This is a genomic window from Streptomyces sp. 840.1 (assembly GCF_003751445.1).
Taxonomy (GTDB): domain Bacteria; phylum Actinomycetota; class Actinomycetes; order Streptomycetales; family Streptomycetaceae; genus Streptomyces.
This window is the reverse complement of record NZ_RJUU01000003.1, coordinates 1183183-1195811: the sequence shown is the minus strand read 5'-3', so window position 1 is coordinate 1195811 and position 12629 is coordinate 1183183. Positions and strand designations below refer to the sequence as shown.

11 protein-coding genes are annotated in these 12629 nt (G+C 72.9%); 6 read left to right on the top strand and 5 right to left on the bottom strand.

Translation table 11 applies throughout. From position 1 onward, the window contains the following. Nucleotides 1-185: 185 nt before the first annotated feature. Nucleotides 186-1406 carry a hypothetical protein gene (locus EDD93_RS37720; protein ID WP_123531211.1) on the top strand — a complete coding sequence of 407 codons (1221 nt, stop codon included), beginning with the start codon at nt 186-188 and terminating at the stop codon, nt 1404-1406. A 51-nt stretch (nt 1407-1457) separates the two neighbouring features. Here EDD93_RS37720 and EDD93_RS37715 read toward each other — a convergent pair whose 3' ends face one another. Both EDD93_RS37715 and EDD93_RS37710 read right to left on the bottom strand, forming a co-directional pair. Continuing rightward, nucleotides 1458-3284: an ABC transporter ATP-binding protein gene (locus EDD93_RS37715; protein WP_260256119.1), complete on the bottom strand. Its 1827-nt coding sequence runs from the start codon at nt 3282-3284 to the stop codon at nt 1458-1460. Nucleotides 3285-3349: 65 nt separating this feature from the next. Next, nucleotides 3350-5047, bottom strand: a complete 1698-nt coding sequence (locus EDD93_RS37710) for an ABC transporter ATP-binding protein (RefSeq protein ID WP_123531207.1) — start codon at nt 5045-5047, stop codon at nt 3350-3352. A 243-nt stretch (nt 5048-5290) separates the two neighbouring features. Between EDD93_RS37710 and EDD93_RS37705 the strand changes: the two genes are divergently transcribed. From EDD93_RS37705 to EDD93_RS37690, 4 genes are all read left to right on the top strand, one after another. Continuing rightward, the gene (locus EDD93_RS37705; RefSeq protein WP_123531205.1) at nt 5291-6358 is read left to right on the top strand and encodes an iron ABC transporter permease; all 1068 of its coding nucleotides are present in this window, start codon (nt 5291-5293) and stop codon (nt 6356-6358) included. After that, nucleotides 6355-7467: an iron chelate uptake ABC transporter family permease subunit gene (locus EDD93_RS37700; protein WP_123531203.1), complete on the top strand. Its 1113-nt coding sequence runs from the start codon at nt 6355-6357 to the stop codon at nt 7465-7467. The genes EDD93_RS37705 and EDD93_RS37700 overlap by 4 nt, the downstream gene beginning before the upstream one ends. 107 nt (nt 7468-7574) lie before the next feature. Continuing rightward, on the top strand, nt 7575-8456 hold the full coding sequence (locus EDD93_RS37695; protein ID WP_123531200.1) for an ABC transporter ATP-binding protein: 882 nt from the start codon (nt 7575-7577) through the stop codon (nt 8454-8456). A gap of 175 nt (nt 8457-8631) precedes the next feature. Next, entirely contained in the window at nt 8632-9162 is a 531-nt protein-coding gene (locus tag EDD93_RS37690) for a GNAT family N-acetyltransferase (protein ID WP_398906461.1), read from the top strand. A 60-nt stretch (nt 9163-9222) separates the two neighbouring features. On the opposite strand, the gene argB is transcribed toward EDD93_RS37690, so the two are convergent. The 3 genes from argB to EDD93_RS37675 all read right to left on the bottom strand — a co-directional run bounded on the left by argB (nt 9223) and on the right by EDD93_RS37675 (nt 11646). Then, on the bottom strand, nt 9223-10143 hold the full coding sequence (gene argB / locus EDD93_RS37685) for an acetylglutamate kinase (RefSeq protein ID WP_123531196.1): 921 nt from the start codon (nt 10141-10143) through the stop codon (nt 9223-9225). Between the two features lie 34 nt (nt 10144-10177). Beyond that, the gene (locus EDD93_RS37680) at nt 10178-10834 is read right to left on the bottom strand and encodes an isochorismatase family protein (RefSeq protein WP_185092642.1); all 657 of its coding nucleotides are present in this window, start codon (nt 10832-10834) and stop codon (nt 10178-10180) included. 98 nt (nt 10835-10932) lie between these two features. Next, on the bottom strand, nt 10933-11646 hold the full coding sequence (locus tag EDD93_RS37675) for a DUF2470 domain-containing protein (RefSeq protein ID WP_123531194.1): 714 nt from the start codon (nt 11644-11646) through the stop codon (nt 10933-10935). Nucleotides 11647-11812: 166 nt separating this feature from the next. On the opposite strand from EDD93_RS37675, the gene EDD93_RS37670 reads away from it, so the two are divergent. Beyond that, on the top strand, nt 11813-12379 hold the full coding sequence (locus EDD93_RS37670) for a GNAT family N-acetyltransferase (RefSeq protein WP_123531192.1): 567 nt from the start codon (nt 11813-11815) through the stop codon (nt 12377-12379). The last annotated feature ends 250 nt before the right edge of the window (nt 12380-12629 follow it).

The window sequence follows — 12629 nt, the reverse complement described above, 5'->3', positions numbered from 1 at the left end:
ACCTTCTCATCGAGGGGCGGCGGCGTGTGCGCGTCCGGTGCGGTGGTGGTCCTGGCCCGGAGGCCGGGTCGGGGATGACCCTGTACTCACCCTGACGTCGCGCCCGAGGCCTGTCGCCGTCGCGGCGGGGGGTGTCATTCTCGCTGGGCGGTCAATCAGTCGTCGAGCGCAGGTGAGGGATCCGGATGAGGGACATAACGCGTCGGTCGGTGCTCGCCGCGGCCGGGACGGCGGGGCTGGTGCTCGCCACCACGGGGACGGTACGGGCGGCAGGCGCCGCTCCGGCCGAGGAGACCGGTCCCGGCCGGGTGCGGCTCACACTGCCGGCGCCGACCGGTCCGCGGCGGATCGGAACCACCTCGCTCCATCTGATCGACCGCTCGCGCCGGGACCCGTGGGTCTCACCCGCCTCGCCCCGCGAACTCATGATCAGCGTGTGGTACCCGGCGTCGGACACCCACGGCCGCAGGCGCGCCCCCTGGCTCCCGTCGGTGTCGACGGCCCTGTACGGCCGGCAGGTCGCCCAGAAGCTCATGACGTCGATGGACGACGTCGACTTCCCGGTGACGCACGCGTGGCAGGGCGCCCCCGTGGCGGTGCGTCGCCGCGGCGCTCCCGTGGTGCTCTTCTCCCCGGGGCTCAACACGATGCGCGCCATGGGCACCGCGCTGGTCGAGGACCTGGCCGCTCACGGGTACGTGGTGGTGACGATCGACCACACCCATGAGGCCTCGATCGTGGAGTTCCCCGGCGGCAGGGTGGAGGTGGGCCCGGACCCTGACCCGCTCAAGGCGCTGCGGGTCCGCGAGACCGACACCCGGTTCGTCCTGAACGAACTGGAACGGCTGAACGCCGGAAGGAACCCCGACGCCGGGGGCCGCCGGCTGCCCCACGGCCTGCGCGGCTCCCTCGATCTGTCCAGGATCGGCATGTTCGGGCATTCGATCGGCGGCGACACGGCGGCGGGAGCCATGGCGCGGGACCGCCGCATCCTCGCCGGCGCCGATCTGGACGGCAGCGTCAACGGGACGGTCAAGGACACCGGGCTCGACCGCCCGTTCCTGCTGATGAGCAATTCCACCCACGGACGCCACAACGACCCGTCCTGGGCGACCTTCTGGTCGCACCTGCGCGGCTGGCGGCTCGAACTGCGGCTGCACGACTCCGCCCACCAGACCTACACGGACATGTCCCCGCTGGGGCAGCAGCTGGAAAAGGCGCTCCCGCTGCCGCCGGAGGCGGTCGCGGCCCTCACCGACTCCATCGGGACGATCGACGCCGGCCGGGCCGTCGCCGCCCAACGCGCCTATCTGCGCGCGTTCTTCGACCTCCACCTGCGCGGCAGGGACGACCACCTGCTGTCCGGGCCGTCCCCGCGCTACCCCGACATCGCGTTCATCCCCTGAGGAGAGCGGCGCCGCTCGCGACCGCACGGAGCACCCCGAACGTCCGCGCGGCTACGGCGCGTCCGCCGCCACTGCCGCGCGGCCGGCCTGAGCCGGTGCGTCGTCCGCCGGCTCCCGGCGGCTGTCGGACCACGCCTCCCACAGCGCCGCGTACCGGCCGCCGGCCGCGACGAGTTCGTCATGGCTGCCGGTCTCCACGACCCGGCCCTCGTCCAGGACGACGACGCGGTCGGCGGTCGCCGCCTGGGGGAGCCGGTGCGCGACCACCAGCCCGGTGCGCCCCTCCAGTGCGCGCAGCGCCGCCTCCTCCAGGACCCGCGCGCCCGCGCTGCCCGCATCCGCGGTCGCCTCGTCGAGGATCGCGACCGGCGGGTCCGCCAGCACCAGCCGGGCCAGCGCGAGATGCTGCGCCTGCGTCACCGTCAGCCGGTGACCGCCCTCGCCCACGACCGTGTCCAGGCCGTCGGCCAGCGCCTGTGCCCACTCCAGGGCGCCGACCCGGTCAAGGGCCGCGCGCACCTCCTCGTCGCCGGCCTCCGGGCGGGCGAGGCGCAGGTCCTCGGCCAGCGGGCCCGCGAACACGTGCACCTCCTGGCTGATCAGTGTCACCGCGCGCCGCACCCCGGCGGCGCCCAGCTCGGCCGCGTCGACCCCGCCCAGCGAGATGGTCCCGCCGTGCGGTTCGTGGACGCCCGCGATGACCTTGGCCAGCGTCGTCTTTCCGGCGCCGCTGGCACCCACCAGCGCCACCCGCTCGCCGCTGCGCACCTCCAGATCGACCTTCCGCAGCACGGGGGCCCCGGAGCCGTAGGCGTAACTGACCGCACTCACCTTCACCGAACCGTCCGCCGGAGCGGTGGCGCCCGGGGCGCTCTGCTCGGCCGGCAGCTTGGACAGCCCGACCAGCCGGGCGAAGCTGGCACCCGCCGACTGCGCGTCGTCGATGAGGAACAGCGTCGCGTTGACCGGGTTGAAGAGGCTGTGGAAGTAGAGCGCGGCGGCGGTGGCCGTACCGATGCTCACCGAACCGCTGTCCACCAGCAGGAAGCCCGCGCCCAGCACGCCCGCCAGACCGATGTACTCGGCCAGGTTCAGCCGGGAGAAGAACCCCGTCACGATGTGGATGCCGCCCAGCGCGAGGTCCCGCGCCGAGGCGGAGCGCTGCTCCAGCAGGGCGGTGTGCGCACCGTTCAGCCGGAACGCCCGTACGGTGCGCACCCCGCCGACGCTGTCGAGCAGCTGGTGCTGGAGCGCGCCGGTCGCGACGCGGTGCTCGGCGTACACCGGAGCGGCCCGGCGCAGGTACCAGCGCACCGACAGCACCTGGACCGGCATCGCCAGCAGGGCCGCGACCAGGAACCGCCAGTCCAGTACGGCGAGTCCGACGAACGTCAGCACGATGGTCAGCGCGGAGCGGGTGAACTCGGGCAGCGCCTGGCGCACCGACTTCGCGATCATGGAGACATCGCTGGTGACCCGGGAGACCAGGTCGCCCGAACCGGCCGCCTCGATGCGCTCCAGCGGCAGCCGCAGCGCCCGTTCGATGAACTGCTCGCGCACGGCGGCGAGTACGGTCTCGCCGAGCCGCGCCACGAGCGTGCTGCCGACCGAGGCCGCGGCGCCGCGTACCAGGGCCACCACGATGAGCAGCACCAGGGGCACCGTCAGCGCCCGTGAACCGCGCCGCTCCACCACCAGGTCCACGATGTGGCCGAGCAGGGGAGCGGTCAGCAGACCGATCGCGGTCCCGGCGACCAGTACGCCGACGGCGGCCGCCGTCAGCCGCCGGTGGCCGCGCAGCATGGTGCGCAGCGCCGCGACGCTCTCCGCGCCGCTCGCCGTCGGCAGCAGCGCGCGGTCCGCGCCGGGTGTGCTCATGACCGCTTTCCCCTCTTCTTCCGCGTGCGTTTCCGTGTCTTGCGCGCGTTCCTCGTACGTGGATGTCATGCGAGCACCGCCGCCCGGTAGCGCTCGTCCCCGGCGACGAGTTCGGTGTGGTGGCCGGTCGTGGAGACGGTGCCCCCGTCGAGGACGACCACCCGGTCGGTGACGGCGAGGAGGGCCGGGCTGGTGGTGATCAGCACGGTGGTGCGCCCGTCGCGGATCTCCCGCAGCCGGGCGGCGATCCGGGACTCGGTGACGGTGTCCACGGCGGTGGTCGGGTCGTGCAGCACCAGTACGGAGCTGTCGGCTGCCAGCGCCCTGGCGAGAGCGACGCGCTGTCGCTGGCCGCCTGAGAGGGACCGGCCGCGTTCGGCGAGCACGGTGTCGCCGCCGTCGGGCAGCAGCCGGGCGACCTCGTCGGCCGCCGATGCGGCGAGGGCTTCGTCGACCGGGGCGGTGTCGTCGCGGGCACCGGCCCGTACGTTGTCCAGCAGGCTGGTCTCGAAGAGGTCGGCGTCGTGGTGGGCGACCAGGACGGCGCGGCGCAGCGCGTCGGGGGCGAGTTCGGTCAGCGGTACGCCGTCGAGCTCGATCAGCCCGTCGGCGGGGTCCCGCTCCCTGGCCAGGCAGAGCAGCAGATCGGTCGCGGCGGCCGGATCGCCGGTGACCACTCCGATCAGTTCGCCGGAGCGGATGTCCAGGTCGATCCCGTGCAGCGAGCCGAGCCGTACCCCGCTCAGGCGCAGCCGTCCCGGCGCGTCGTCAGAGACCACGGACTCGCCGCCCTCGACGGCGGCGGGCGAGTCCAGCACCTCGGCGATCCGGCGGGCGGAGGCGCGGCCCTGGGCGAACTCGGCGTTGACGTAGGTGAGCAGCTGGAACGGGCCGAGGAGGAACTGCGCCAGGCCCACCGCCGCCACCAGGTCACCGATGCTGATGCTGCCGCGCATCGCGAGGTAGGCGCCCACGATGCCGATGACCGCGATGAAGACGCCGGTGAGCGAGAGGACGGCGCCCTCGTGGCCGGCCCGGCTGCGGGCCGCCCGCAGGGCGGCGGCCAGCGAGTCCTGGCTGGTGGTGCGGTAGCGGGCCACGGCGGCCGACTCGGCGCCCATGCCCTTGAGGACGCGGAGTCCGGCGACCAGGTCGGCGGCGACGCCCGAGGCGTGCGCGGCCCGTTCCTGCTCGGTCTCGCTGCGGCGTTCGAGCGGACGGCTGATGCGGTGGCCGAGCCACAGCAGCGGCGGGATGCCCAGCAGGACGAGGAGTCCGAGCGGGACGGAGATCCTGAGCAGTGCCACCGCGCTGATCACCAGCGCCGAGGTCGCGGCGACCCCGTAGGCCAGGACCGTGGCGACCGAGCCCACCCGCCTGGCATCGTTGGTGGCGATGCTGGTGAGCGCGCCGGGCAGCCGGTTCGCGTCGGCGCCGCCGCGCGGGTCGAGCACCCGGGCTCCGAGCTCCATCCGGAGCCGGTGCGCGGCCCGTTCCCCCGCCCCTTCGGCGAGCCGGGCGCTGGTGCGGTAGCAGTTCGACAGCACCAGGAACAGCCCGGCGAGCACCAGGAGCCAGCGCAGCAGCGACGGGGAGGAGCCGGTGGCCACCGCCGTGTCGATGGCCGCGCCGATGACGACGGGCACCAGGGCCTCGCACCCCTGATGCACCGCTCCGAGTACGGAGGCGGTGGCGACGCGTCGCCGTTGCCCCCTGATCGCCCTGCGGAGGACGTGCCCCCCGGTCGGTCCTCCACCTGGCATGCGGGCCTCCGCGAAGAGTCTGGAAAAGTTAGGTAAGGCTACTCTAAACGGGTGGCCGAGGGGGTACGCCGGCCGCTATGCCCCCGGTCACGGCGGCGCACGTCATTTCGCGTACGGGGGGCGCTCGTTGACCACGCGACGCTGTTCGGTTAGCCTCACCTAAGTTCTATCCGGGTCCCTGCGTCGCGTTCCGGCGCCCTACAGCTCGCGGTGCACCCGAACCGCTGTCAGGGGGAGTTGTCGTTGTCGGTCGAAACCCGGACGGCTCCGGAGGACCGGGCCGCCGCCCCCGAATCCCCGCCGCCGGCCCGGACCGCGAACACCCTGCGGGCCCTGGGGCTGGTCGCGGCGCTGGCCGCCCTCGTCCTGGTCGGGCTGCTCAGCGTGTGGGTGGGCACCCGGGGCATCCCGTTCACCGCCACCTGGAGTGCGCTCTGGCACCCCGACGGCTCCGAGACCTCGATCATCATCCATGACTACCGCATCCCCAGGACGCTCCTGGGACTGCTCGTGGGCATGGCACTCGGCCTGTCCGGCGCGCTGATGCAGGCACTGACCCGCAACCCGCTCGCCGACCCGGGCATCCTCGGCATCAGCCTCGGCGCCTCCGCCGGGGTCGTCGTGGCCATCGCCTTCCTCGGGGTCGGCTCGGTGCTCGGCTACGTGTGGTTCGCCTTCATCGGCGCGGCCGTCGCCTCCGTCGCCGTCTACCTGCTGGGCTCCTCGGGCCGCACGCTGGCCACACCCGACCGGCTGGTGGTGGCAGGGGCGGCGATGACCGCGGTGCTGTACGCCTTCAACTCGGCGGTACTGCTGCTCAATCCGCGCGCCTTCGACCAGTACCGCTTCTGGACGGTGGGTTCCCTGTCCGGCCGGTACTACGACGTCATCCACGTCATCCTGCCGTTCATCGTGGTGGGCCTCCTGATCGCCCTCGGCCTCGCGCCCTCGCTCAACGCCCTCGCGATGGGCGACCAGCTGGGCCGCGCCCTCGGCCTGAACGTCGGCCGCACCCGGGTGCTGGGCGCCGTCGCCGTCATGCTGCTGTGCGGCGCGGCCACCGCCGCCGCCGGGCCGATCGGCTTCGTCGGGCTCGCCGTACCGCACGTCGCCCGCTTCGTCGTCGGCCCCGACCAGCGCTGGGTGCTGACGTACTCGATGCTGCTCGCCCCGGTCCTGCTGATCGGCGCGGACGTCCTGGGGCGGGTGCTCGGCTCGCCGGGCGAGGTCCAGGTGGGGATCATCACCGCGTTCCTCGGGGCGCCGCTCTTCATCGCGCTGTGCCGCCGCCGAAAGCTGGTCATGCTGTGAGCGCCGTACGGGTCGAGCGCCCTGCCGGAGCCGGAGCCGGAGCCGGAACGGAGACAGCGCAGCCGAAGGCCATCGGCGGACTGGTGCTGCGCACCCGGCCGGGCGGGCTGTCCGTACGGATCCAGGGCCGCGTCCTCGTGGTCACGGGCGCGATGCTCGCCGCGCTCGTCGCCGTCGCGCTCGTCACCCTCACCACCGGCGACTTCGAACTCTCCGTCGGCGAGGTACTGCGGGCCGTACTGGGCCACGGCTCCGGCGGCGCCGACTTCATCGTCAACACCCTGCGCATGCCGCGCCTGCTGACCGCGATGTGCGTGGGCGCGGCCCTCGCGGTCAGCGGGGCCATCCTGCAGAGCCTGACCGGCAACTCCCTCGGCAGCCCGGACATCATCGGCTTCACCAACGGCTCGGCCGTCGGGGCGCTCCTCGTCATCATCGTGCTGCACGGCAGCATGACCCAGATCGCGGTGGGCGCGCTGATCGGCGGCCTCGCCACCGCCGCCGCGATGTACCTGCTCATGCTGGGCAGAGGACTCCAGGGCTTCCGCCTGGTCGTCGTCGGCATCGGCGTCAGCGCGCTGCTGCTCGCCGTCAACTCGTACCTGATCACCCGGGCGACCTGGCAGGAGGCGCTGGAGGCGCAGGCCTGGCTGATCGGCAGCCTGACCAACCGGGGCTGGCAGCAGGCCAACACCATCGGCATCGCCGTCCTCGTCCTGCTCCCGCCCGCGTTCTTCCTCGCCCGCCGGCTCTCCATGGTGGAGATGGGCGACGTCACCGCCATGGCGCTCGGCGTCGACGTGGCACGCACCCGGGCGCTTCTGCTCGTCATCAGTGTCGCGCTCGCCGCCTTCGCCACGGCGGTCACCGGGCCCATCTGGTTCATCGCGCTGGCGGCGCCCCAGCTCGCCCGCCGGCTGACCCGGGCATCGGGTCCCGCGCTGGTCCCCGCCGCACTCATGGGCGCTCTGCTGCTCGCCGCGAGCGACCTGCTGGCGCAACGGCTGTTCTCCCCCTCGCTGCTGCCGGTGGGTACGGCGACCGGGACCATCGGCGGGCTGTACCTCATCTGGCTGCTGATCACCGAGTCGCGAAAGAGCCGCGCATGACCCGAAAGACGACACGTACGGCGGGCACGTCGCGTACGGCGGGCACGTCACGTACGTCCGATGCGACCGGCCCCGGCGCGGACTGGGCGACGGCGGAAGGGACTCACATGAACGGGACACCCCCGGTGCGGGGCGCGCGGCTGCGGGCCGAGGACCTGACGCTCTCCTACGAGCAGCGGACCGTGGTCAGTTCGCTCGGCGTCGAGATCCCCGACCGCTCCTTCACCGTGATCATCGGACCGAACGCCTGTGGGAAGTCCACCCTCCTCAAGGCGCTGGCCCGGATGCTCAAACCCCGTTCCGGGCAGGTGTATCTGGACGGCGCCGGCATCGCCTCCTACCGCTCGCGCGAGGTCGCCCGCCGGCTGGGCCTGCTCCCGCAGTCCTCGACCGCGCCCGGCGGCATCACCGTGGGGGACCTGGTGGCGCGGGGCCGCTACCCGCACCAGGGCATGCTGAAGCAGTGGTCGGCCGACGACGAGACGGCCGTGCTGGACGCCATGCGGCAGACCGGTGTGCTGGACCTCGCCGACCGCCCGGTCGACGACCTCTCCGGCGGCCAGCGCCAGCGGGTCTGGCTCTCCATGGTGCTGGCGCAGCAGACCTCGATCCTGCTCCTGGACGAGCCCACCACCTTCCTCGACATCGCCCACCAGGTCGAGGTGCTCGATCTCTGCGCCGACCTGCACGCCCGCAAGGGGCACACCGTCGTCGCGGTGCTGCACGACCTCAACCAGGCATGCCGTTACGCCACCCACCTCATCGTCATGCGGCCCGGCGGCACGATCGCCGCCGAGGGCGATCCGGCCACCGTCATGACCGCCGAACTGGTCGAGGACGTGTTCGGGCTGCCCTGCCGGATCATCTCCGACCCGGAGACCGGCACGCCCCTGATGGTGCCGGCCGCACCCCGGCGCTACGTCCCCGAGGACGTCCGGGCGGGCTCCGGCGGCCCCGCCATGGCCGAGACCGGCCGGGGCGTGCGCTGAGGGCTGCACTGCCCGGTGCGGCCGCTCGCGGTCCCGGCGCGGAGCAACGCCGTCCCCGGAGCGCCGACTTGGCCAATGCACTTAGGTAAGGCTAACCTAACTTTTGATGGTTCACCGGGGGTACGCGGCGATCCGGCCGCTCTTCGTGCACGGTGGAACCCGAGGAAGGAACGCCTTGATCACGGCCACACCGCGCCCATCGGCCACGCCGGCGCACCTGCGGGACGCATCACTCGTCGACCCGCTCCGGGTGCGCCGGGCGGGCCCCGGCGACGCCGCCGCCCTCGTCGCGCTCTCCGAGCCGTTCGTCCGCGCGGGAGCGCTGCGCCGGCGGCCGTTCGACGTCTACGCGGCCCGAGCGGCCGACTTCCTGGTGGCCGAGGAGCCGGGCGGCCTCCTGCACGGCTGCCTCGCGCTGCGGGTCCACCCCGACGCGGAACCCGGTGCGGCCGCTGCGGGCGTCCTCTACAACTTCTGTGTCGCCAGGCAGCGGCAGGGCAGCGGCCTGGGCGCACGGCTGCTGGGCGCGGCACTCACCGGGGCGCGGGCGCAGTCGCTGGCGGCGCTGTTCACCGCGACGACCGGCAGCGGGCGGCTCTTCCTCCGCCACGGATTCGCGCCGGTCCCTCAGGGGCTGGCACCGCGTGCCTGGGCGCGCACGCTGGATCCCCGGCGAGGTGCGCGCGTCCTCGCCCGCGCGCTGTGACAGCGGTGGCGTGCCCCGGAGACCGGGGCACGCCACCACGCGCACGTCACGTACGACGCGTCACGCGTCCGGGAGGACCGTGGTTCCTGGGCTCCGCTCGTCCAGGACGCCGCGCAGCACGGCGTGCGGGACCCGGCCGTCCAGCACCTGCGCCCGCCCCACCCCGGCGCGGACCGCCCGCAGGCAGCCCTCCATCTTCGGGAGCATCCCGCTCGCCAGCCCCGGGAGCAGGCCGGACAGTTCGGCCGCCGTCAGGCGCTCGATGACCCGCGTGCTGTGCGGCCAGTCCGCGTACAGCCCCTCGACATCGGTGAGCATCACGAGCCGTTCGGCACCGAGGGCGACGGCCAGGGCCGATGCCGCGAGATCTGCGTTGACGTTGTAGACCTCCCCTTCGGTGCCGCGCGCGAGGGGTGACACCACCGGGATGCGGCCCAGCTCCAGCAGCGAACGGACGGTGTCCGGGGCCACGTCGACGATGTCGCCGACCAGGCCGATGTCGACCGGCAGTCCGTTCACCAACCCGGAGCGGCGTACGGCCGTCATGGTGTGCGCGTCCTCGCCCGACAGGCCCACGGCGAACGGCCCGTGCGCGTTGATCGCACCGACCAGCTCACGCTGGACCCGCCCCGTCAGCACCATGCGCACCACGTCGAGGGTCTCCTCGGTGGTCACCCGCAGACCCGCCTCGAAGCGGACCTCCAGGCCGAGGCGGTCGAGCATCGCACTGATCTGCGGCCCGCCGCCATGAACCACCACCGGGTGCAGCCCGGAGTGCCACAGCTCCACGACATCGCGTGCGAACGCCTCCTGGAGGGATTCGTCCACCATGGCGTTGCCGCCGAACTTGACCACCACCACCCGGCCCCGCGTCTCCTTGGGCAGGGCGGGGCCCGGACGGAGGTCCGTCCGTATCCCGTCGCCGCGCCGTGGTGACTGTTCGTGGAGGCCGGTTTCGGCCGTCGCGACCCGTACGGTCATCTTCTTCCGTCTCTTGTGAGGGTGGGGGACGCCGTCACGCGTCGTGGCGGACCCGGCCGAGCAGCAGGTCGCGCAGCAGGCCGTCCGTCGTGCGGACCACCGCGCTGCGAGCCGCCCAGCGAAGCGCCATGGAGTGCTCCTCGGCGGAGAAGTCGGCCACGGCGTCGGCGACGACAAAGGGCTGAATATCGTTCATGAAGGCGTCTGCGGCGGTCAGCAGCACGCCCAGGTGGGCGTGCACGCCGCACACGATCAGCTGATCGCGCCCCGTCGAGCGCAGCAGCCGGCCGAGATGGCTGTGCAGGAAGGCGTTGGGGCGCACATTGGGCAGCACGTGCTCGCCCGGCCGGGGTGCCAGCGCCTCGATGACGGCGGAGTCGCCGGGCCCGCTGCCGATGCCGGGTCCCCAGACGTCCGCGACGAGCCCCCGCCTGCCCGGTGACTGGGCGGCAGGTTCGGCGCTGAAGACGACCGGCATGCCGAGCGTTCCGGCGAGCTCCCGCAACGCGGCGATGTTCTCGACCAGTTGAACGACCGGCGAGCGCCCCGGCGGGAACGCCCGGACGAAGTGGTTCTGCATGTCGTGGACGAGCAGGGCGGCCCGGTCGGGGTCGATGGTCCAGGAGGGCCAGGAGCGGGGGAGGGCCGTACCGTCGGGCATGTCGTAGGACTCGATGACTGGCAGGCCCATGACCGGCCCCTCCCCTGATGAACCGGCGATCCGGCCGTGGCGCGAGGATTCATTTCGACTTAGTGAAGCCTAACCTAAGTTACCTGTGCTGAGAGGGGTCAGGGGTGGGAGTGGTGCTGCTGGTGTGCGCAACTCCGTGGTGCGGTGAGGATTCGCCGGATCTGCTCACCGGCGTCCGTGGCGTCGTGCGCGAGGGCCGGGAAGAGCAACTGGAGGTCGCAGTGGCCGGATTCGTACTCGCAGCGCAGGGTGATGCCGTGCCGGTCCAGCGCGAGAGGGAGTGCGCGGACCATGCCGCGCGGCAGCCGGGAGCCCGCGAGTCCGAGCAGGTCGGCCATCAACTCCTCGTGCGAGTCCGCGAGATGGGTCAGCATGTCGGCCTCGTCCGCGGCCAGCGGATCGGGCTCGGCGAGCGTGATCTCGTCCAGCCCGACATCCCTCGCGCCCGCCGGGGTGCGAAGCGAGACCCGGACCGGGTCCAGCCGCAGCGCGCCGCCCGCCTCCGGGGTCAGCCGGCCGGAGACCGTCACCCTGGCGCGGACGCGGTCGCGCAGCGGGGTGGGGGCGATGTCGGTGAACTGCAGGAGGGCGGCGAGGGCGCCCAAGGAGGCTCCGGCGGCCTCTCGCGCCAACGGGCTGTCGGGGCGGGGGTGGAGGATGACCTGCCCGCTGCTGCTGACCGAGTGGAGCCCGATCAGGTCGTAGGCCTGCCCCGTGGTGGTGAGGGAGAGTGAGGTCGCGCGGGACAGCACCGTGCGGACCTGCTCCGCGTCGGTGGGTCCGGCTGGGACGGTGTCGGCGTCGGTGTTCAAGGGGACTCCCTGCGGGACGAATGCGAGTAGGTAGGAAAGTTAGGTAAGCCTAACCTTATCGTTCTGGTGGTGCGTGGTGTTCCGCCGGACTGGCGGTTCCGTGGCCGTTCGCACCACGGTTCACCGGATGGGGGACGATCGGGTGGACCGTCCGGGGAGGACTTCGATGAACATCACCCTGCGGGTGGACGCGACACCGTCCGCCCCCGCGCTCCTGCTGCGCCCCTGGGGCGAGGCGGACATCGGGCCGCTGGTCGAGGCGTTCCGGGATCCCGCGTTGCGCCGCGGGGCGCGCGGCCCCATGGAGAGCGCCGAGGACGTCCGGGAGTGGCTGGAGGCCCAGCGGAGCGGCTGGGTCACCGGCGAGCGGCTGGGCTTCGCCGTGCAGGAGGACCGGCCGGGCCCCGGTGGAGGCGCGTTGGCGGGCAGTGTGGCCATCAAGCGGGGGGATGCCGGCCAGGAGTCCGCGGAGGCCGGCTACTGGACGGCGGCGCATGCCCGGGGCCGCGGAGTGGCTCCCCGTGCCCTGGAGGCCGTCACCCGCTGGGCCTTCGAGAGCTTCCGGGGTGACGGTCTGGAGTGCGTCGAGCTGCTGCACCAGGTGGACAATCCGGCCTCGTGCCGGGTCGCGGAGAAGGCCGGGTACGGGTTTCGCCGGATCCTCCCGGCCCTGCCGCCCTCCTTCCCGATGCCGGGCCACCTGCATGTGCGGTGGGCCGTCGACGTGGTCTGATCCCGGGTGTCCGATGGGCGGGCCGCGACGGTTCCGGCGTCATGAGGCCGACGGTCGCGGCCATGGACAGGGCTTGCAGTCTTTGACTCTTGTTCACGCGGCGTCATTTCACCGGATCGCCGCGAGTGACGGCCCGGACACCCGAGGCATGTCCGCCCAAGCCGGACGGGGTGGGCGTGCGAACGTGCACTGGTACAGACCAAGGCCTTGACAGGCCATTGGTTCACTTCTTAAATCACGTAGTGAATTA